This window comes from Nocardia sp. NPDC004718 (assembly GCF_053601535.1).
In genome coordinates this window covers 195,836-216,385 of the sequence record NZ_JBSGCA010000001.1, presented here as the reverse complement: position 1 = coordinate 216,385, position 20,550 = coordinate 195,836, and the positions used below count along the sequence as shown (strand labels likewise).

The 20,550-nt window shown below is 69.6% G+C and carries 20 protein-coding genes; 10 read left to right on the top strand and 10 right to left on the bottom strand.

Going from position 1 to position 20,550, the window contains the following annotated elements:
* Positions 1-50: 50 nt before the first annotated feature.
* From ACWEH3_RS01170 to ACWEH3_RS01140, 7 genes are all read right to left on the bottom strand, one after another.
* Positions 51-1,352: a hypothetical protein gene (locus tag ACWEH3_RS01170; RefSeq protein ID WP_450015491.1), complete on the bottom strand. Its 1,302-nt coding sequence runs from the start codon at positions 1,350-1,352 to the stop codon at positions 51-53.
* A 131-nt stretch (positions 1,353-1,483) separates the two neighbouring features.
* Positions 1,484-3,748 carry an AAA family ATPase gene (locus ACWEH3_RS01165; RefSeq protein WP_450015493.1) on the bottom strand — a complete coding sequence of 755 codons (2,265 nt, stop codon included), beginning with the start codon at positions 3,746-3,748 and terminating at the stop codon, positions 1,484-1,486.
* Positions 3,749-3,823: 75 nt separating this feature from the next.
* Positions 3,824-4,264: a hypothetical protein gene (locus ACWEH3_RS01160; protein ID WP_397078862.1), complete on the bottom strand. Its 441-nt coding sequence runs from the start codon at positions 4,262-4,264 to the stop codon at positions 3,824-3,826.
* A gap of 73 nt (positions 4,265-4,337) precedes the next feature.
* The gene (locus ACWEH3_RS01155) at positions 4,338-4,691 is read right to left on the bottom strand and encodes a UBP-type zinc finger domain-containing protein (RefSeq protein WP_450015496.1); all 354 of its coding nucleotides are present in this window, start codon (positions 4,689-4,691) and stop codon (positions 4,338-4,340) included.
* Entirely contained in the window at positions 4,688-6,178 is a 1,491-nt protein-coding gene (locus ACWEH3_RS01150; protein ID WP_450015498.1) for an ATP-binding protein, read from the bottom strand. Before ACWEH3_RS01150 ends, ACWEH3_RS01155 begins: the two co-directional genes overlap by 4 nt.
* Positions 6,179-6,192: 14 nt before the next feature.
* A complete protein-coding gene (locus ACWEH3_RS01145; protein WP_450015500.1) occupies positions 6,193-7,860 on the bottom strand; it encodes an FAD-dependent oxidoreductase in 1,668 nt (555 codons plus the stop codon).
* Between the two features lie 53 nt (positions 7,861-7,913).
* Positions 7,914-8,114, bottom strand: coding sequence for a hypothetical protein (locus ACWEH3_RS01140; protein WP_450015502.1), 201 nt, complete (start codon positions 8,112-8,114; stop codon positions 7,914-7,916).
* A 208-nt stretch (positions 8,115-8,322) separates the two neighbouring features.
* Between ACWEH3_RS01140 and ACWEH3_RS01135 the strand changes: the two genes are divergently transcribed.
* Entirely contained in the window at positions 8,323-8,778 is a 456-nt protein-coding gene (locus ACWEH3_RS01135; protein WP_450015504.1) for an SRPBCC family protein, read from the top strand.
* 73 nt (positions 8,779-8,851) lie between these two features.
* On the opposite strand, the gene ACWEH3_RS01130 is transcribed toward ACWEH3_RS01135, so the two are convergent.
* A complete protein-coding gene (locus tag ACWEH3_RS01130; protein WP_450015506.1) occupies positions 8,852-9,880 on the bottom strand; it encodes a beta-ketoacyl-ACP synthase III in 1,029 nt (342 codons plus the stop codon).
* Positions 9,881-10,099: 219 nt separating this feature from the next.
* Here ACWEH3_RS01130 and ACWEH3_RS01125 point away from each other — a divergent pair, with 219 nt between their 5' ends.
* The 7 genes from ACWEH3_RS01125 to ACWEH3_RS01095 all read left to right on the top strand — a co-directional run bounded on the left by ACWEH3_RS01125 (position 10,100) and on the right by ACWEH3_RS01095 (position 15,405).
* Positions 10,100-10,372 (top strand): GlsB/YeaQ/YmgE family stress response membrane protein, encoded by a 273-nt coding sequence (locus ACWEH3_RS01125; protein WP_280478319.1) that lies wholly within the window; start codon positions 10,100-10,102, stop codon positions 10,370-10,372.
* 103 nt (positions 10,373-10,475) lie between these two features.
* Positions 10,476-11,204 (top strand): phosphatidylserine decarboxylase, encoded by a 729-nt coding sequence (locus tag ACWEH3_RS01120; protein ID WP_450015509.1) that lies wholly within the window; start codon positions 10,476-10,478, stop codon positions 11,202-11,204.
* Positions 11,204-12,148, top strand: a complete 945-nt coding sequence (locus ACWEH3_RS01115) for a CDP-alcohol phosphatidyltransferase family protein (protein WP_450015511.1) — start codon at positions 11,204-11,206, stop codon at positions 12,146-12,148. Before ACWEH3_RS01120 ends, ACWEH3_RS01115 begins: the two co-directional genes overlap by 1 nt.
* A gap of 133 nt (positions 12,149-12,281) precedes the next feature.
* Positions 12,282-13,211 (top strand): RNA polymerase sigma-70 factor, encoded by a 930-nt coding sequence (locus ACWEH3_RS01110; RefSeq protein WP_450015513.1) that lies wholly within the window; start codon positions 12,282-12,284, stop codon positions 13,209-13,211.
* Positions 13,212-13,293: 82 nt separating this feature from the next.
* Positions 13,294-14,382, top strand: a complete 1,089-nt coding sequence (locus tag ACWEH3_RS01105) for an NAD(P)/FAD-dependent oxidoreductase (protein ID WP_450015515.1) — start codon at positions 13,294-13,296, stop codon at positions 14,380-14,382.
* Positions 14,383-14,437: 55 nt separating this feature from the next.
* Positions 14,438-15,163: a Clp protease N-terminal domain-containing protein gene (locus ACWEH3_RS01100; protein WP_450015517.1), complete on the top strand. Its 726-nt coding sequence runs from the start codon at positions 14,438-14,440 to the stop codon at positions 15,161-15,163.
* A 5-nt stretch (positions 15,164-15,168) separates the two neighbouring features.
* Positions 15,169-15,405, top strand: coding sequence for a hypothetical protein (locus ACWEH3_RS01095; protein WP_450015519.1), 237 nt, complete (start codon positions 15,169-15,171; stop codon positions 15,403-15,405).
* On the opposite strand, the gene ACWEH3_RS01090 is transcribed toward ACWEH3_RS01095, so the two are convergent.
* Together ACWEH3_RS01090 and ACWEH3_RS01085 are read right to left on the bottom strand one after the other, a co-directional pair.
* A complete protein-coding gene (locus ACWEH3_RS01090; protein WP_450015521.1) occupies positions 15,406-16,080 on the bottom strand; it encodes a suppressor of fused domain protein in 675 nt (224 codons plus the stop codon). It abuts the gene before it with no gap.
* 59 nt (positions 16,081-16,139) lie between these two features.
* Positions 16,140-18,197: an NAD(+) synthase gene (locus ACWEH3_RS01085; RefSeq protein WP_450015523.1), complete on the bottom strand. Its 2,058-nt coding sequence runs from the start codon at positions 18,195-18,197 to the stop codon at positions 16,140-16,142.
* A gap of 189 nt (positions 18,198-18,386) precedes the next feature.
* Here ACWEH3_RS01085 and ACWEH3_RS01080 point away from each other — a divergent pair, with 189 nt between their 5' ends.
* Both ACWEH3_RS01080 and groL read left to right on the top strand, forming a co-directional pair.
* Positions 18,387-18,680 carry a hypothetical protein gene (locus tag ACWEH3_RS01080; protein ID WP_450015525.1) on the top strand — a complete coding sequence of 98 codons (294 nt, stop codon included), beginning with the start codon at positions 18,387-18,389 and terminating at the stop codon, positions 18,678-18,680.
* A gap of 212 nt (positions 18,681-18,892) precedes the next feature.
* Positions 18,893-20,518, top strand: a complete 1,626-nt coding sequence (gene groL, locus ACWEH3_RS01075) for a chaperonin GroEL (protein ID WP_450015527.1) — start codon at positions 18,893-18,895, stop codon at positions 20,516-20,518.
* Positions 20,519-20,550 lie beyond the last annotated feature (32 nt).

Sequence of the window (20,550 nt, the reverse complement as noted above, 5' to 3'; positions counted from 1 at the left end):
TTTTCCGTGGAAGGGCTGAGTATGGTGTCCGTCATCCGCCCGAACCGAAGCTATATGTCCGCTAATGATTCGCTCTCTGGTTGCCCTTTTGTTTGCGGCCTGCTGCGTGGCCGCAATTTACGCAGCATGACGAGCCCGACGGCGCTGCCGATGACGATGGCGAGCGCGGTGCAGCCCGGGGTCGCGTCGTGCGCCGCCACGTCCTCGCGCCAGTCCTTCATCCGGTCCGGCATCACAGAGACCGCCGACGGCAGATACAGCGCGCTGAGTGCGAGCACCCCGCTCGGCGCGTAGTGCGGACGCGCCGTGCCGCAGCAATACCCCGCGGTCAACGCTATGACCCCGCTGATCACCGCGTAGGCGATGGTGCTCGCGGACGTCGAGGTGACGAGGGCGAAGACCGTGATGCCCAGCAGCAGCAGGATGGCGAGGGCGGTCGATGGCATCCGGGCGCCGATGACGAGTCCGGCCGCGGTCAGCGCGATGAGCACCGGCGCGGTCCAGCCGGGCCGCACCGCGTAGCCGACCGCGTCGACCGCCGCGGTCAGGCTCACGGCCAGGTACACGCCGGTGCCGTCGCGGCCGGGCAGCAGCATGGCGGCCGCGGTCGCGCTGACGATCGTCGCCGCGACGACGATGACGATCTCGACCGCGTGACTCTCCGCCGGCAGTTTGGTGTACTGGCGGCCCAGCCATTCGGTGCCGGCCAGGATCACCAGTGCGAGCACCATGGCGGCGAGGATCGGCGTCACCGGCAGCGCGATCGCCATGCGCGAGGCCTTGGTCTCCTCGGCGCGCTTCCAGTTGTGCAGGGTGCTGAGCACCAGCAGGGCCAGGGACACGCCGATCATCCAGCGCGTCGGGGTCTCCAGGACGGCGTACGGATCCGCGTTGATGTTCAGCAGGTCGGCGAGATCGCCGAAGCCGAAGAAGCCGACGCCGCCGACCGCGAACGCCGCGGCGGGCAGCGGTCTGCGCAGCACCACGGCGCCGAGCCCGCCGAGCAGCACGGCGGCGCAGATCGAGTCGATGTAGTTCTGCGTGGTCAGCATCTCGGCCGTGGCCACGTGGCGTCCGGTGAAGTGGTTGATCAGCTGCGCCAGCGCGGCGGCGGTGGCCGTCGCCCACCCGGTCAGCGGTCGCGAGGTGGTGGCGACCAGCACGGCGACCGCCACGGCGACGATCACGCCCAGCGCCGCGCTGCGCGGCACGCTGTTGAGCAGCCCGGCGATCCGGTACGACGTGGCTTGCCCCTGTGTGCTGACGGTGACCGGCAGGAACAGCGTCACGCCCGCGACCGCGGCTCCGGTGAAGGCCGTGGTCGCGTCGACAATGTCGCCGACCCTGCGCACGGTTGTCGAACATACCCGTGGTGGTGACGTGATCTTGTGATTGCCGACGATTCGCCCGAAAATGTTTCCCGTGCGAAAAAGGCAACAAGGGCCGGATTGCCGGAGATTGGCCGAACCGGGTCGCGCGTGACCTACCCGCGGCTGTCGGCGTAGCGGCGCAGTGTGTCGATCTGCGACGGATCCAGCGAGGGTCGCACCACCGTCTTGGCGGCCAGCACATCGGCGGCGGTGACGTCGGCCGCGTGTACGTCCCGGCGCATCGCCGCGAGCGCGGACTCGCGCAGCAGCGCGGCGCAGTCGGCAGCGGAGTAACCGTCCAGTTCCTCCGCGAGCGCGTCGAGGTCGACATCGTCGGCCAGCGGCACCGCGCGGCCCGCGGTGCGCAGGATCTCCCGACGGGCGGCGGCGTCCGGCGGCGGCACGAACACCAGCCGTTCGAGCCTGCCCGGACGCAGCAGCGCCGGATCGATCAGCTCCGGCCGGTTGGTCGCGCCCAGCACCACCACGTCGCGTAGCGGCTCCACGCCGTCGAGTTCGGTGAGCAGCGCCGCGACCACCCGATCGCCCACACCCGCGTCGGCGCTCTGGCCGCGGCGCGGGGCCAGTGCGTCCACCTCATCGAGGAAGATCAGCGAGGGTGCGGAATCCCGGGCCCGCTGGAACAATTCGCGCACCGCGCGCTCCGACGAGCCGACCCACCGGTCCAGCAGTTCGGCGCCCTTGACCGCGTGCACGCTGAGCTGACCGGTACCGGCCAGCGCGCGCACCAGGAAGGTCTTGCCGCAGCCGGGCGGGCCGTAGAGCAGCACCCCGCGCGGCGGCTCGATGCCGAGGCGGGCGAAGGAGTCCGGGTGCTTCAGCGGCCACAGCACCGCCTCGGTGAGCGACTGCTTGGTTTCCGCCATATCGCCGACGTCGTCGAGGCTCAGGCTGCCGATGGCGAGTTCCTCCATGCCCGAGCGGGACAGCGGCCGGATGACCTCGAGCGCGCCGAGCAGGTCGGATTGGGTGAGTTGCGGCTCGCCGTGCTCCCTGGCCCGCGACGCCGCGCGCAACGCCGCCTCCCGGCACAGCGCCGCCAGATCGGACACCACGAATCCGGGCGTGCGCGAGGCGATCTCGTCGAGTTCCAGCTCCCCGGTCGGCACCCGGCGCAGCAGGTACTCCAGCAGCGCCTTGCGCACGCCTGCGGTGGGCAGCGGCAGCGCGAGTTCGCGATCGCACAGGTCGGGGGCGCGCAGGCGCTGGTCGACGCCTGCCGGGTGCGCGGTGGTCGCCAGGAACGCGACGCAGGGACCCGCGATCGCGGCGCGCAGCTGGTCGAGGATGAGTGTGGCGACGGGTTCGGGGTCGGCGGGCAGCAGCGCGTCGATGTCGGTGATCAGCAGGACGCCGCCCCTGCCGCAGCCGATATCGGCCACCGCCTCGGCGACCTGGCGCAGCCGCGCACCGCTCTCGGCCGCGCCGATGCTCGGGCCGTCCAGCTCCACCAGTCGCCGCGATCCCGCGACCGCGCGTGCCAGCGTGGCTTTGCCGACGCCGGCCGGTCCGGTGATCAACACGCCGAGATGAGGTCGTGCGCCCAGCGTGCGCAACAGCTCGGGCTCGTCCAACGCCAGGCTGAGCCACTCCTCGAGTTTCGCGGCCTGGCTGCGCCCGCCCGCCAGAACTTCGACCGAGACGCTCTGCATGTCGACGGCCGCCGTGGCCCGGACCATCGCGGCGCCGTTGTTACCCGCGGCCGTGTCGAACGCGGCGGCTTCGGTGGCGGCCCGCGAGGCTTCGCCCACCGGGATCGGGGTTCCGGCCCAGGCCAGATCGGCCGCGTCCCGCGCGGCGACCGCGCCCGCGCCCCAGCTCACCGCGGTATTCGGTTGCACGCTCACCGGCCCGCGCGGATCGGTGCCGGTGACGGTGAGCAATTCCGTGGTCCAGGCGATGCCGAAGGTGCGCGACAGTGCCTGGGTGGCCGCCGTGGAGCTGATGTCGGGGCCGAGATCGCGCGGCAGCAGGGAGACCGCGTCACCGACGGTGACGACCTTCCCCAGCAGCGCCTGCCGCAGTGTCGCGGCCGGGATCGTGCGGGTGGCGTGCACCGAACCGCTCACCGTGATCTGTTTCGCGCCGTAGACGGTCGCGGGGGAGACCACCACCGTCGCATCCTCGCGCAGCCCGGCATTGGACAGCGTGACGTCGTCGAGCAGGGCTACCCCGGCGGGCGTGCCCTGGCGCGCGACGCCGACCACCGCGGCCGTGCGCCGGGAGCCGACCAGCATGATTCCGTCCCATTCCCGCAACCCCAGCGCGGTCAGCGCCTCCGGATGCAGCCGGACCACCCCGCGCCGGGCATCGGCGGCCGAAGGGTTCAGACGGGCGGTGAGTGCCAGTTCTGCCACTGTGCCATTCTGCCGTGCGGCCCCGCGTTCGGTCACGGTCCGCCGTCCGGAAATGGTGGACGACGACGCTTTCGGCTATTTCTTGACGAGTCCCGCGGCGGTCGCGACCGACTTGTCGGCGACGCTCGGCGCCAGGCACACCAGTTTGGCCGTGCCGAGCGCGACGTTCGGGCTGCCGTCGAACGGGCCGCCCGGGTTCTCCGCCAGGATCTGCTCGATCAGGACCTTCTCTTCGTCGGTGTCGAGCTTGCGGAACTCACCGCAGGTGGTGCTCGACGCCGGACCGAGCGCGGGGTCGCGCTGCTTCGTCGTGGTGGGGGCGTCCGTATCCGCCGGGCCGCTCGGCGTCGCGGTGCCGGGAGCGGTCGTCGTGCGGGCGGCCGAGGCGGCCGCGGTCGCGGTCACGGAGCCCTGGCGCAATCCGTTCGCGTCGGTGGACTCGTCCCCTCCGCCGCAGCCTGCCAGCAGGAAACCCACCGTCCCGGCGATCAGGACGATGGCGGAAGTTCGTTTCATACCGATGCTTTCCCGGGTGGATCGTGGCGCCGGAGGCCCCGGCGTCGGCAGCAGCGTACCGGTTCCGGCGGCGTCAGTGGATGTATGCCTGCCAATCCGCGGGAACCCGCTCACGCGGGCCGGGGACGCCCTGATCGGCGGGATGACTGTGCGGTGGCGCCAATTCCGGTCCGCCGCTGAACATCTCTTCGGTTTCGAAGTTGTAGTACCAGTCCTCACCCGGCTCGAAGCTCTGGATGAACGGGTGACCGGTGCTCTTGGCGTGCGCGGAGGCGTGCTGCGCGGGGGAGGTGTCACAGCAGCCGATATGCCCGCACTGGGCGCACCGGCGCAGATGCACCCACCAGCCGGAGTGCTGCTCGCACTCCACGCAACCCGGCCCACTGGGCGGTACCGCGGGATCGATGCCCGCGAGCTGCTCGGTCATGATTGCCCTTCCGTGTCGGTTCCGGCTTGATCCTGTTCCGGGCGGTGCAGCGGCAGCCAGACGGTGAACCTGGTGTCGCCCGGCTCCGAGTCCACCCTGATGTCGCCGTTGTGTTTCTTGACCACGATGCGGAACGAGATGTCCAGACCCAGTCCGGTGCCCTCGCCCATCGGCTTGGTGGTGAAGAACGGCTCGAAGATCCGGTTGCGGGCCTCCGGCGCGATGCCCGGCCCGGTGTCGCCGATCTCCACGACCGCGCAGTCGTTCTCTTTCCTGGTGCGAATGGTCAGCGTGCCCTCGCCGTTCATCGCGTACACCGCGTTGTCGATGAGATTGGTCCACACCTGGTTGAGTTCGGCCGCGTAGCACGGCACTTCCGGCAGCGTCCGGTCGTACTCCTTGACCACGTGCACGCCGTCGCCGATCTTGCGACTGAGCATCACCAAGGTGCTGTCCAGCAGCTCGTGGATGTCGACCACCTGGAACGGGGCGCGGTCCATCTGCGAGTACTGCTTCGCGGCGCCGACCAGCGCGGAGATGCGCGTCGTCGAGTCGGCGATCTCGTTCATCAGCAGCTCGGTCTCGATGGTGTAGTTCAGCCAGCGGATGGCCCCTTGGAACACCTGCTCCGGTGAGCCGTCCAGGGTGGCGGCCACCCGCTCCAGCCAGTCGGTGTCGAACCCGGCCTGCACGAAGTTCGGCGCGAGGTTCCAGCCGTCGGTGATCCCGTGGTCCTCCAGCCATTCGCCGAGCACGTCCTCGCGATCGGCGGCCTCCAGCGGCGTCAGCTCCGGCGCCTTCGCGACCTGGGCGGCGGCCTCCTCCTGCAGGCGCACCAAAGAACCCAAGGACGACGGATCGAACTTGCCCTCCGCCATCATGGCGAGCTTGTGCCGCATGCCCGCGACCCGCTCGCGCAGGCCCGCGGTGGCGCGCACCGCGGCGGCGGCCGGGTTGTTGAGCTCGTGGGTGAGACCCGCCGACAGCGATCCCAGCGCGAGCAGTCGTTCGCGCTCACCGATGCGCGCATTGGTGTTGCGGTTGCCGAAGAACACCCCTTCGAGCAGGTGCACGGCCATCGGGAACCACTCGTGCATCATCCGGGCGAAGATCTCGGCGTCCAGCACGAAGAACCGCGTCGGCCGCGTCACCTGCATCGTCCCGCTGTAGGTCTGGTCGACCTTGTCGCCGATGTAGGACATCCAAGCGCCCGCGTAGGCGCCGTGATGCTCGGTGCGTACCAATTCGATCTCCGCACCGCCGGACTGCTTGGTGAGGATCAGCTCGCCATCCATCAACACGTAGAAACAGGTGGCCGGTTCGCCTTCGCGGAAGACGACACCGGGTTCGATCGTCTCGATCCGGCCGTCGGCGCACAGCCATTCCAGCTGCTCGTCGTTCAGCTTCTCGAACAGGAACAGGGTGCGCAGCTCGGCGGGGTCGCACACCGACCTGCTGCTGCGGTCCGCGGTCTGGTTCGAAGTCATCTGCGGCCTCCTGGTTACGCGAGATAGCGGTGCACGAGCATGACGGCCATGGCGCCCTCGCCGACGGCGGAGGCGACGCGCTTGGCCGACTCGGCGTGCACGTCGCCCGCCACGAACACGCCGGGCACGCTGGTTTCGAGGTGATGCGGTGGCCGGGATAGCTCCCAGCCCGCGGGGCGCGCGCTCTCGACCATCAGGTCGGGCCCTGCGAGCACGTAACCGGCGCCGTCACGGATGACGACGCCGTCGAGCCAATCGGTCTGCGGCGCCGCGCCGATGAACAGGAACAGCCGCTCCGCGTCGGCCTTCTCCTCGGCGCCGGACTTGTTGTTGCGCAGCACGATCTGCTGCAGGTGATCGTCACCGTCGGCGGCGATCACCTCGGTGTTGGTGTGCACCTCGATGTTCGCGATCTGCGCGATCTGCTGGATGAGGTAGTGCGACATGGACTGTTCCAGCGAATCGGCCCGGACCACCAGGTGCACGGTGCGCGCGTTGCGGGACAGGAACACCGCGGCCTGGCCGGCGGAGTTCGCCCCGCCGACGATGTAGACCTCGTGATCGGCGCACTCGGACGCTTCGGTCATCGCCGATCCGTAGTAGACGCCGCGCCCGGTGAAGTCGTCGACGCCCCGAGCCGGGTGGCGGCGGTAGTCGACGCCGGTCGCGATGATCACGGTGTGCGCGCACAGTTTGCCGCCGTCGGCGAACCGCACGGTGCGCGCGGACCCGTTCACCTCCAGCCCCACCACCTCGCGCGTGGTGATCACTTCGGCGCCGAATTTCGCCGCCTGCCGACGGGCCCGGTCGGCCAGTTGCGCCCCGGACAAGCCGTCGGGGAAGCCGAGATAGTTCTCGATGCGCGAACTCTGCCCCGCTTGGCCGCCGGTGGCGGTCCGCTCCACGAGCACGGTGCGCAGACCTTCGGACGCGCCGTAGACCGCCGCGCCGAGACCGGCGGGACCGCCGCCCACCACGATCAGGTCGTAGAACTCGCCCGCCGGGTCGACGGTCAGGCCGACGTTCTGGGCCAGTTCGCTGTCGGTGGGCTGCACGAGCGCGTCGCCCGCGGAAGTGATCACCACCGGACAGCTCTCGGGGTCGGCGCCCGCCGCTTCCAGCAGGCGCGCGCCCTCGGGCTCGTCGGCCAGGTACCACCGGTAGGGGAGCTGGTTGCGGGCGAGGAATTCCCGCACCTGCGACGACCGCGGCGACCAGCGATTGCCGACCACCTTGGTCTCGGTGACGGGCCGATGCTCGCTGCTGCGCCAGGCGTCGAGCAGCCCGTCGAGCACGGGATAGAGCTTCTCCTCCGGCGGGTCCCACGGTTTGAGCAGATAGTGGTCGAGGTCGATGACGTTGATCGCGTCGATCGCGGCATTGGTGTCGGCGTAGGCGGTCAGCAGCACGCGGCGCGCGTAGGGGTGCAGGTCCATCGCCTGCTCGAGGAATTCGATGCCGTCCATGCCCGGCATCCGATAGTCGGCGATCAACACGGCGACCGGCTGACCGCGCAGCTTCATCTCACGCAGCGCGTCCAGGGCCTGCGGACCCGATTCCGCGCGCAGAATCCGGTAATCGGCGCCGTAGCGGCGGCGCAGGTCGCGGACGACCGCCCGGGAGACGCCCGGGTCGTCGTCGACGCTCAGGATGGCCGGTTTCGTGGCAGCGGGTGAAGTCACCTGTCGAGTATGGAGCCTCGCGGCGCGGTCTGTCGTGGGCGTTCGCCGAGGGCTCAGAGCCGATGGTGCAAGACGATATCGAGCTCACGCGGGGTGAGCAGACGCTCCAAGCGTTCTTCCTGTGCGGCCCCGCGAACACTACGTGGCGGAAAGACCGACGCGCCGTGCGCTTTTCGCCCGTCCTCGGGGGCGATGGCGGGAAGCAGCGGAACCGGGTCCGCTGGTCGACGATGGAGCAGGGAGCGCAGTTTCACGGCCGATCACCTCACGTTGGGACGCCGAAATGTTGGAGGCGGTGTCTGTGCTTCATGTATCCGTTATTGTGCGCCGATCATTACACCGGCCGGTGCGCGAGTAGCGAAAATGTGACGCAACTGTCGGCGCGTTTAAAATGTGCGCGACTCGTCACATCGCGCTCGGACGGATGGTCGTCGGTCCGTCGCTCGTATCCCGGAGGCAGCGTTGCCGAAAAATCTCGAAGCCAGCATCGACATCTCCGCGCCCCCGGAGCAGGTGTGGGCGGTGATCGCCGATCTGAAGCGGATGCGGGAGTTCAGTCCGCAGTGCGTGCGCATGGTGCCGCTCGGCTCGCTCGCGGCGGGCACCTGGACGTTGAACCTCAATCGCGACGGCAAGAAATTCTGGCCGACCACGTCCCGCATCGTGCGGTTCGAGCCGAACCAGGCGTTCGCGTTCCGGATCACCGAGAACCGGACGGTGTGGAGCTACACCTTGGAGCCGACCGAGTCCGGCACGCGGCTGATCGAGCGGCGGGACGTGCCCAACGGCACCACCTGGTTCTCCCGCAAGGCGATCGAGGCCGCGCTCGGCGGCGAGATCCCGTTCGAGGAGGCGTTGGTGCGCGGCATGAACGAGACGCTGGGCAAGGTCAAGGCGGCGGTCGAAGCCGGCGCCTGAGCGCGGGGCGCCGCGCGGTGCTCGCCGCGGCCGGTCCACGAGATGTCGTGACCCGGCTGCGGCGAGTGGAGCGTCACTTCCAGTTCGGCAGCGTCACGACCTGAGCCGCGTAGGACAGGCCTGCGCCGAACGCGATGAGCAGCGCGGTGTCGCCCGGCTTGGACTCACCCTTGCGCAGCAGCGACTCCATGGCCAGCGGGATCGATGCGGCCGAGGTGTTGCCCGCCTCCTCGATGTCGTTGGCGAGCGCGCAGTGCTCGGGCAGCTTCAGCACCCTGGCCATGATCTCGATGATCCGGCCATTGGCCTGGTGCGGGATCATCGCGTCCAAGTCCTCGGGGGACAGGCCCGCGCGGTCGATGGCGTCGCGGCACACCTTCTCCAGCGAGTGCGCGGCCCACCGGAACACCGCGGTGCCCTCCATGGCCAGATAGGGGCGCACCGCGTCCAGGCCCTTCTCGTCGATCTCGTGGAAGAACTCCATCCAGTCCTTGTCCTGCCGGATGGCGTGGTGCTGGGTCCCGTCCGATCCCCAAACGGTGGGGCCGATGCCCGGCTCGTCGGAGGGGCCGACGATCACCGCGCCCGCGCCGTCGGCGAAGAGGAAGGCGGTGGAACGGTCCTTCGGGTTGACCGTGTTAGTCAGCTTCTCCACGCCGATCACGAGGACGTGCGAAGCGGTGCCCGCCCGGACCAGATCCGACGCCAGCGCGATCGAGTGGCAAAAGCCCGCGCACCCGGCCGAGACGTCGAAGGCGGCGGAGCCGTTCATGCCGAGTTCGGTGGCGATGCGCGGGGCGGCGGCCGGCGTCAGCAACAGGTGGGTGGATGTAGCAACGATCACGCAATCGACTTGGTCGACCGCGATACCGGAGGATTCCAGCGCGCCGCGCGCGGCCGCGACGCTCATGCTCTGGATCGTCTCCGACTCGTCGGCGAACCGGCGGGTTCTGATTCCCGACCTGGTCCTGATCCACTCGTCGCTGGAGTTGATCGGGCCGGCCACCTCGTCGTTGGTGACCACTCGAGCAGGGCGGTAAACGCCGAGCCCGAGGATCGCCGTGTGCTCAGCGCCGGTGGTCTGGGCGATTCGAGCAGCCATCTGCGTCTCCTATGTACCTGCGGCGACGCCGCCGGGGGTGCCCCGAAGCATCGAAATCGGTCCCTCATCAGCCACTGTCCATTGGCGAACAGACATGAGGCTTCCTCATATTAGCTTGAAAGTCGCTCATCTGCCGCGCGTATTCCGACAATCGGTGGGTATCACATCGAAGCACGCCACTGCTGCACGAGGCGTGGCCCAACTGAATGCGAGGACACAATGCTCGGTCTCGGGATTATCGGATGGATCATCATCGGCGGTCTTGCCGGCTGGATAGCGAGCAAGATCATGAAGACAGATGCTCAACAGGGCATTCTGCTCAATATCGTCGTCGGGGTGATCGGCGGCCTGCTCGGCGGGTTCCTGCTGAAGGTGCTGGGAGTCGACGTCGAAGGCGGCGGCCTGTGGTTCAGCTTCTTCACCTGCCTGGGTGGCGCGGTCATCCTTTTGTTCCTGGTTCGACTGGTCACCGGCGCCCGAGTCAGGTCCTGACCCCGAGTGCCACAGGCTCCTTTCCCGTAAGGTGTGAACGCTTGCGCCGGTCCTATCGTCGATATGGCGCAAACCGTCTGCATCGAGCACGAAAGAGGAGCCTGTGGCCCGCCGTCCCACCCCGCCCGGCACGCCTGAACGCACCGGAGTCGGCCACGTCGTCGATCTGGTCCGCAACGCGATCCCTCCGTTGCATCCCGCCGGGCTTCCGTTCGTCGCCGCACCCTTGGCGGTCGCCGTAGTCGGCGGCAAGCGCAAATGGGTGCGGCGCACCGGACTCTTCGCCGCTGCGGCCTGTGCGACCTTCTTCCGTCACCCGCATCGCGTGCCGCCGAACCGGCCGGGCGTGGTTGTCGCCCCGGCGGATGGCGAGATCGCCTTGGTCGACACGGCCGCTCCCCCAGCCGAACTGGGTCTCGGCGACGCGCCGCTGCCGCGCGTGTGTATCTTCCTGTCCGTGCTGGACGTCCACGTACAGCGCACACCGGTCTCCGGCGTCGTGCGCACCGTGCTGCACCAGCCCGGCCAATTCCGTTCCGCCGACCTGCCCGAGGCGAGCTCGGTGAACGAGCGCAACAGCATGGTGCTCCAGACGCCGGAGGGCGACCAGGTCGTCGTGGTGCAGATCGCCGGCCTGCTCGCGCGCCGGATCGTCTGCGACGCCCAGGTCGGCGACGTGCTGACCATCGCCGACACCTACGGCCTGATCCGCTTCGGCTCGCGGGTCGACACCTACTTCCCGGCGGGCACCGAACTGCTCGTGCAGCCCGGCCAGCGCACCATCGGCGGCGAGACAGTGCTCGCCGTGCTCGGCACATCCGCTGACGCGTGATGGAAGCGGCGGTACCCACCCAGCGGCGCAGGCGGCGGCCCATCCGGCTGCTGCCGAGCATCGTCACCATCCTGGCCCTGTGCTCCGGGCTGTCGGCGGTGAAATTCGGCCTCGACGGCAAACTCGGTATCGCGCTGGCCATGATCGGCGCGGCGGCCGTGCTGGACACCCTCGACGGCAGGCTGGCCAGAATGCTCGACGCCACCACGAAGATGGGCGCCGAGCTGGACTCGTTGTCGGATGCCATCTCCTTCGGGGTCGCCCCCGCGTTGGTGCTGTACGTGACCCTGCTCAGCAGCAACAGCGTCGGCTGGATCGTCGCGCTGCTGTTCGCCGTCAGCATCGTGCTGCGCCTGGCCCGGTTCAACACCTTGATGGACGACGACACCCGGCCGGATTGGTCGCGGGAGTACTTCGTCGGTGTGCCCGCTCCGGCGGGCGCGCTCATCGCGATGGTGCCGGTGGCCCTGTTCGTGCAGTTCGGCGACGGCTGGTGGGTCGGCTTCTACGAGGTCGCGGCCTGGGCGGTGTTCTCGGCCGCGCTGTGCGTCAGCACCATCCCGACGCTGGCCATGAAATCGGTGTCGGTGGCGCCGCAAGCCGCGGCCGGGCTGCTGGTGCTGGTCGCGCTCGCCGCCGCGGCGCTGGTCACGTATCCGATCGTGCTGCTGCTGGTGCTGGTCGCGTTGTATCTGGGCCACATCCCGTTCGCCTGGCATTCCCAGCGCTGGGTGGCCGCGCGTCCGGAGACCTGGACGCACAAACCCGCCGAGCGGCGTGCGCAACGACGGGCGGACCGGCGGCTGCCCGCCATCCGTCGTCCCGGGATTCCGCGTCCGGCCATCCCGCGTCCGGCGATCCGCGGCTCGGCCCGTCTGCGGCTACGCCGGCCTGGGGCGAAGCAACGCCAGAACGGCGATGGGCCGCCACGCGCTGAGCTCTAGCGGCGGCTTCCGGAGCGGCCGCTTCGCTTCGCCGTGCCACTGCGCCGTGTCGCCGGATCGGCGCACCGGCACCTCCGCGCGCTGCGCTGGGAGCGGTACGGTCATTCCGTCGGGCGGGTGGAGGAAGGTGCGTATGGAGCCGGACGGTTTGCGGGAATTCGAGGGGCATCGACCGCGCTTGTTCGCGCTCGCTTATCGGATGCTCGGCTCGGCGAGTGAGGCCGAGGACGCGGTGCAGGAGACCTATCTGCGCTGGGACGGCGCCGACCGCGGCGGTATCCGCTCCGCCGAGGCCTGGCTGACCACCGCGCTGGTGAATCTGTGCCGCACCTGGCTCGTTTCGGCGCGGGCCCGGCGGGAGAGCTACGTCGGGCCGTGGCTGCCCGAACCGGTGCCGACCGCGCGCGGCGAGCTCGGACCGCTGGAGACCGTCGAGGAGCGCGAACAGGTCTCGCTCGCGCTGCTGACCGCGCTGGAGCGGCTGACCCCGATCGAACGCGGGGTGTTCGTGCTGCGCGAGGCGTTCGGATACGCGCACCGCGAGATCGCCGACATGCTCGACATCACCGAGACGAACTCGCAGCAGATCTTCCGCAGGGCGGCCCTGCGCGTACGAGAGGGTCGCCCCCGCTTCGGTATCACGCCCGACCATGCCCGCGAGTTGATCGAGCGGTTCATGAAGGCGGCGCGCGACGGCGACGTCGCGTCGCTGGAGCGGATGCTCGCCGCCGACGTGAGCGCGACGGCCGACGGCGGCGGCAAGGTGAACGCGGCGCGGCGCCCCGTGCGGGGTGCGGCGCGGGTGGCGCGGTACCTCGTCGGGCTCATGCGCTGGGAGGTGCCCGGCATGCGGCTGGTCGTGGAGGAGGTCAACGGCGCGCCCGCCGCGGTCGCGCGGGTGGACGGTGCGCCGCTGGTCGTGGTCGCGGTGGACGTGGCCGACGGCGTGGTCACCGCGCTGCGGTTGATCGTGAATCCGGACAAGCTCGCCTATTTCGCCGGGACGAGCGGGTCGGGTGGCGCGGTGGGCACACTGCCGGACCGGCTTCGCCGTCCGCTGTGACGCGCTTCACGGCACCGGTCTGTCAGGGATCGGGGCCCTGTCCGGTCTGAGTGTTGATGGCCGATCGAAAGGAGCCTCAGCAATGACCGGACAGCATCGGATCGTCGTTCTCGGCGCGGGGTACGCGGGACTGGCGGCGGCCCGCAGGCTCGCTCGCACGGCGCGGGACGCCCGGATCACCGTGGTGGACGCGCACGCGTCCTTCGTCGAGCGGGTACGGCTGCATCAGCAGGCGGCCGGGCAGCGGATCGCGGCATGGGATCTGCGGGAATCGCTGGAAAGCAAGGGCATCGGCTTCGTGCAGGCCCTGGCGACGGAGATCGATACGGTCGCGCGTCGGGTGGTGCTCGACAGTGCGCCCGCACTCGATTACGACACTTTGATCTACGCCCTCGGTAGCGTCGCCGATCTCGCGAGCGTCCCCGGCGTCGCCGAACACGCCTTTTCGGTCGCCACGCAGGAAGACGTGCGCGGTCTGGCCCTGGCGGGCGGACCGGTGGCGATCGTCGGCGCCGGGGCCACCGGCATCGAGCTGGCGGCGGAACTGGCCGAATCGCATCCGGAGTCCCGTGTGGTGCTGCTCGGGTCGGAGGAGCCGGGCGCCTGGCTGTCGGCGCGGGCGCAGGCGCACATCACGCGGACGCTGGAGCGACTCGGAGTCGAGATCCGGTCCGGCGCCAAGGTGATCGAGGTGACGGCCGAGGGGCCGCGCTTGGCTGACGGATCACTGGTGGCGGCCGCCGCGACGGTGTGGACCACCGGCTTCCGGGTGCCCGACCTCGCCGCCCGCTCCGGTCTGGCGGTGGATTCCGACGGTCGGGTGCGCACCGACGCCACCTTGCGTTCGGTGTCGCACCCGGACGTTTTCGCCGCAGGTGACGCCGCCGTGGTCGCGGGGCCGGGCGGACGCGAACTGCGCATGGCGTGTGCCACCGCCCTGCCGACCGGCAAGCACGCGGCGGACGCCGCCGTGGCCCGGATGCGCGGTCGTGAGCCGAAGGAGCTGCGGTTCCGCTATGTGCTCCAGTGCCTCAGCCTGGGCCGCGGAGATGGGGTCGTCCAGGCGGTGCGCGCCGACGACGCACCGGCCAGGACGGTGCTGACCGGGCGCACGGCCGCATGGGTGAAGGAACGCATCGTGCGCGGCGCGGCTTGGTCGGCGCGCCCGTGAATCGAATCGTCAACTAACGGTTGACGGTGAGTCGTCGTCAACTTATGGTTGACGCATGACCGAACAACTCCGCCTCGACGACCTGATCGACGGCATCAAGAAAGCCCGCCCCGACAATGTGCTCGAACAACTGTCCGATGCCGTCGTCGTGGCGAATCACCTGGGTGAAGTGGCCGACCACCTGATCGGGCACTTCGTGGACCAAGCCCGGCGCTCCGGCGCCTCGTGGACCGATATCGGCGCCAGCATGGGCGTCACCAAGCAGGCCGCGCAGAAGCGGTTCGTGCCCAAGGTGCCCGATCCGGCCGCCGCGGCGGCCATGGACCCGAACGCGGGCTTCGCCCGTTTCACACCGCGAGCGCGGGCGGTCGTGATGGCGGCGCAGGAGGCCGCGCGTACCGCGGGCAACCGGGAGATCTCCCTCGGGCACATGGTGCTGGGGTTGCTCACCGAACCCCAAGGTCTCGCGGTGCACGAACTCCTCCACCAAGGCGTGTCCGTCGACGTGATCTCCGCCGCCGCTTCCGCGTCGTTGCCGCAGGCCGAGGGGGACGTCCCCGCGCTGATCCCGTTCGGCGCGGAGGCCAAGAAGGTCCTGGAACTCACCTTCCGTGAGGCGCTTCGGCTGGGGCACAACTACATCGGCACCGAGCACATGCTGCTGGCGCTGCTGGAACAGGAGAACGGCGCCGGTCTGCTCAGTGATCTCGGCGTCGACAAGGCGAGCGCCGAAGCGCATCTGGGCGAGCTGCTCGCGGTTATCAAGACCGAGAAGTCCTGATTCCGATGGGCGACGGGAAGTTCCGTGCGCGGACCGCGCTCGCCCTCGCGGTGCTCTTGCTGGTGATCGGCGTGGCCCGGCGATCGGTTGCTGCGCAGGAGATTCGCAACGTCGTCAACGGATTGCGGTGCGCGCACGCCGCGCGGGCGCGCCATCGCCGGGCGCTGCGCACGCGGGGAGCCGGTATCCGCGGACCACACCCGGCCGTTCCGGTCGCACATCACGCGACGCAGGCGGCGTGATCACCCTCGTCCGGCCAGGCCGCCGCCCCATCGGGGCCAGAGGGCTTGCGGTTTCGGCTCGGGAACCAGCGGCTCGCGATGGATGTCGGTGATGAAAAGGGGTAGTCGCGGTTCCAGCTCGGCGAGCAGTGCGAGGGCGCGCCCGCCCTGCGCCGCGCGGTATTCCCGCATGGTCAACCCGACGATCTGCAGGAACAACACGCGGCCGTGCGGGCTGTCGATGGCGCCCAGTTCCGGGTCCGTCGTGAAGCAGACCGCGTGATTGGTGCAGTCCGCGTGGCCGGCCGCGATCGGCCCGTTCGTCTTGATGGTGTGCCCCGGTTCGAACCACTTGCCGGACTGGAAGACGTAGTGGGCGAGGTTCTGCATGAAGTTCGTCGGCCACGCGGGCGGTTCGGTGTCCTCGGGCCCGCGCGCCAAGCGGAAGGTGAACTCGAAGCCCCAGCCGGACTCCGCCGGGTTGTCCCACTCCTTCTCGTACAGCTCGGTCATCCCATAACTGACGTAGTGCCAGTGCGGCACCGGATCGGTGCGGGAGTAGGCGCTGATCCCGTCGAGAGGGTCGGACCCGCCCAGCGACCACGGGTGGTCGGAGGCCCAATGGAAGGGTTCGATGTCGCCGTACAGCGGCCGCAACGCACCATCGATGGCATCCCAGCCGGATCTCTCACTCACGCAGCCACCATAGGCAGGGGTGCGTCGGGCCCTATCCGGGGCGTCGGACACCGCGCCGGTCAGGCATCCGGCACGTTGCGGGCGAGCTCGTCCAGCCAGGCGGCCGCGGACGCGTCGCTCGGCGCGCGCCAGTCGCCGCGCGGCGAGAGCGAGCCGCCGGAGCCGACCTTCGGCGCGTTCGGCAGCGTCGAGCGCTTGAACTGACTGGTCTGCACGAAGCGGCGCAGGAACTCGCCCAGCCAGTGCTTGACGGTGGCGAGATCGTAGGCGTTGCGCTGGTCGGCGGGGACCAGATCGGGCCAGCGGCCGGTCGCCGGATCGGACCAGGCGTGCCAGGCCAGGTAGGCGATGCGGCTGGGCAGGTAGCCGAAGCGCAACAGGTAGTAGAGGTGGAAGTCCTGCAATTCGTACGGGCCCACGGTCGCCTCGGAACTCTGGGCCGGCGCGGAGGAGTCCTCGTGCGGAATCAGCTCCGGCGAGATCTCGGTGCGCAGGATCGAAGAGAGCACCTCGTTCGCTTCGGCGCCGAACTGCTCGGTGTCCACCGCCCAGGCGATCAGGTACTTGATCAGCGTCTTGGGCACCGACGCGTTCACACTGTAGTGCGCCATGTGGTCGCCGACGCCGAACGTGCACCAGCCCAGCGCGAGTTCGCTGAGGTCGCCGGTGCCGACCACCAGCGCGCCGTGCATATTGGCCAGCCGGAACAAGTGCGAGGTCCGCTCGCCCGCCTGCACGTTCTCGTAGGTGATGTCGTACACCGGCGCGCCGTCGGCGGCTGGATGGCCGATGTCGCGCAGCATCTGTGTGGCTGATGGGGTGATGTCGATCTCGCGCGCCGTGACGCCGAGGGCGGCCATCAGGCGGTGCGCGTCGGTTCTGGTCCTGGTGCTGGTCGCGAAGCCGGGCATGGTGTAGGCGAGGACATTCTCCCGGGGCAGGCCGAGCCGGTCCATCGTCTTGGCCGCCACGATCAGCGCCTGCGTGGAGTCCAAGCCGCCGGAGACCCCGATCACCACGCGCTGCGTGCCGGTGGCGCGCAATCGCGTGCTCAAGCCCTCCACCTGGATGTGGTGCACCTCGGCGCAGCGCTCGTTGCGCAAGGCGGGGTCGGCGGGGACGTAGGGGAAGCGCGCGAGCTCGCGCTCCAGCGCGACCGGCGCCTCGGGGACGGGCAGCCGCACGTCGATGTGCCGCAGCGAGGTCAGCCGGTCGCGGTGGTCGTGCACGTTGTCGGCGAAGCTGGTGGTGCGCAGCCGGTCCGCGGCGAGGCGGCGCAGGTCCAGGTCGGCGGTGACCAGCTGAGGATGATCGGAGAACCGCTCGCCCTCCGCGAGCAGGTCGCCGTTCTCGCAGATCAGCGCCTGGCCGTCCCAGGCGAGGTCGGTGGTCGACTCGCCGGTTCCCGCGGCGGAGTACAGGTACGCCGCGAGATAGCGCGCCGAATGCGAGGTGCACAGCGACCGCCGGTAGTCCGCCTTGCCGATCACGATGTTGCTCGCGGACAGGTTGATCAGCACGGTCGCCCCGGCCAGCGCGGCGAAGCCGCTGGGCGGCAACGGAACCCAGCCGTCCTCACAGATCTCCAGGTGGAAGACGAAGTCCTCCAGATTGCTCGCGCGGAACAACAGGTCGGATCCGAACGGCGCCCGGTGCCCGGCGACGGTGACGTGGTCCTCCAGCGCCTCCCGCGCCGCCGCGAACTGACGCTTCTCGTAGAACTCCCGATAGTTCGGCAGGTAGCTCTTCGGCGCCACGCCGAGCACGATGCCCCGGCAGATCGCGATCGCGCAGTTGAACAACCGATGGTGGACCCGCAGCGGCGCGCCCACCACGAGCACCGTGTCGATGTCCGTGCTCGCCGCGACCACTCTGGCGAGCGCCGCCCCCACCGCCGAGTCCAGCGCGTCCTGGTGGAACAGGTCGTCGGCGGTGTAGGAGGAGAGGCCCAGCTCGGGGAACACCGTGAGCACCGCCCCGGCCGCCGCGGCCTGTGCGGCCAGCTCGACGGTCTGTTCCACGTTGTAGGCGGGGTCGGCCACCCGGATCCGGGGTACCGCGACCGCCACCCGGGCGAAGCCGTGCCGGTAGAGCGAATCGAACGGCAGGTCGTCCACCCGCGTCCCCTTCCGGGCTGAGGTTGATCATGGTCCACCCGGAATCTACGCCGCCCCGGCCGCCTCGGCGCGGTGCCTGGTCCCCCCTGTTCCCGGGAGGGGTGCTGTGACCTGCGCTTTCATCGTCGGTGCCGGGCGGCGCGAATCGTCCGGCCGAAGATGTGAACCGCTGGCGGCTAAGCTATAGCAATGGCGGATGAAACGGATTCCGACCTAATAGCGGGGGAACGGCGCGCAGATCTGCTGCGCGCGCTTTCGTATGTGTCCACCGAGTCCCAGCCGGACGGCAGCTACGTGGTGAACGGCGACCTACCGCCCGACGTCGCCCCGCCGTTCATCCGCGCCATCATGCGGGTGGAGGCGGAGTTGCTGCTGCACGACGCCGAGCTCGTCACCGTCGAGGAGGGCGAGCCCCGCACGCCGGAGGAACGCCGTACCGACGCGTTCGTCGCGCTGGTGCTCCGTGTCGACGACCGCCCCTAGCCCGCGCGGACCTTGCACTCGGCACCCCTGAGTGCTAAAAATGCTCTTGGCACTCTCGACCTGTGAGTGCCAGGTCGGGACGGTGAGACCGGGTTCCCTAGACACCCTCGGTCGTCCGTCGCGGGCACCGAACCTGGCCAGCGTAACTGGGGCGACCCAACCGGCGGTCGTCCTGTGTGTCAGCCATACACATGGAGGATCTCAACAACGCCATGGCCAAGACAATTGCGTATGACGAAGAGGCCCGCCGCGGCCTCGAGCGGGGTCTGAACAGCCTCGCCGACGCGGTCAAGGTGACGCTGGGCCCCAAGGGTCGCAACGTTGTCCTGGAGAAGAAGTGGGGCGCCCCCACGATCACCAACGATGGTGTGTCCATCGCCAAGGAGATCGAGCTGGAGGACCCGTACGAGAAGATCGGCGCCGAGCTGGTCAAGGAAGTCGCCAAGAAGACCGACGACGTCGCGGGCGACGGCACCACCACCGCGACCGTGCTCGCCCAGGCGCTGGTGCGCGAGGGCCTGCGCAACGTCGCGGCCGGCGCGAACCCGCTGGGCCTGAAGCGCGGCATCGAGAAGGCCGTCGAGGCCGTCACCGCCAAGCTGCTCGACACCGCCAAGGAGGTCGAGACCAAGGAGCAGATCGCCGCCACCGCCGGTATCTCGGCCGGCGACCCGTCCATCGGTGAGCTGATCGCCGAGGCCATGGACAAGGTCGGCAAGGAAGGTGTCATCACCGTCGAGGAGAGCAACACCTTCGGTCTCCAGCTGGAGCTCACCGAGGGCATGCGCTTCGACAAGGGCTACATCTCCGGCTACTTCGTCACCGACCCGGAGCGTCAGGAAGCGGTCCTCGAGGACCCGTACATCCTGCTGGTCGCCTCGAAGATCTCCACCGTCAAGGACCTGCTGCCGCTGCTGGAGAAGGTCATCCAGGCGGGCAAGCCGCTGCTGATCATCGCCGAGGACGTCGAGGGCGAGGCCCTGTCCACCCTGGTGGTCAACAAGATCCGCGGCACCTTCAAGTCGGTCGCCGTGAAGGCTCCCGGCTTCGGTGACCGCCGCAAGGCTCAGCTGGCCGATATCGCCATCCTGACCGGTGGCGAGGTCATCAGCGAAGAGGTCGGCCTGTCGCTGGAGAACGCCGGCCTCGAGCTGCTCGGCCAGGCGCGCAAGGTCGTCGTCACCAAGGACGAGACCACCATCGTCGAGGGCGCGGGCGACCCGGAGGCGATCAAGGGCCGGGTCGCGCAGATCCGTAGCGAGATCGAGAACTCCGACTCGGACTACGACCGGGAGAAGCTGCAGGAGCGTCTGGCCAAGCTGGCCGGCGGTGTCGCGGTGATCAAGGCGGGCGCGGCCACCGAGGTGGAGCTCAAGGAGCGCAAGCACCGCATCGAGGACGCCGTCCGCAACGCGAAGGCTGCCGTGGAGGAGGGCATCGTCGCCGGTGGTGGCGTGGCCCTGCTGCAGTCGGCTCCGGCGCTGGAGGAGCTGAAGCTCACCGGTGACGAGGCCACCGGCGCGAACATCGTGAGGGTCGCGCTGTCGGCTCCGCTGAAGCAGATCGCGTTCAACGCGGGCCTCGAGCCCGGCGTGGTCGCCGAGAAGGTCGCCAACCTGCCCGCGGGTCACGGCCTGAACGCCGACTCGGGCGAATACGAGGACCTGCTGGCCGCCGGTGTCGCCGACCCGGTCAAGGTCACCCGTTCGGCGCTGCAGAACGCGGCCTCGATCGCGGCTCTGTTCCTGACCACGGAGGCCGTTGTCGCCGACAAGCCGGAGAAGGCCGCCGCTCCCGTCGGCGACCCGACCGGTGGCATGGGCGGCATGGACTTCTGAGTCCGGCCACCCGGCAACACATTTCGAACCGG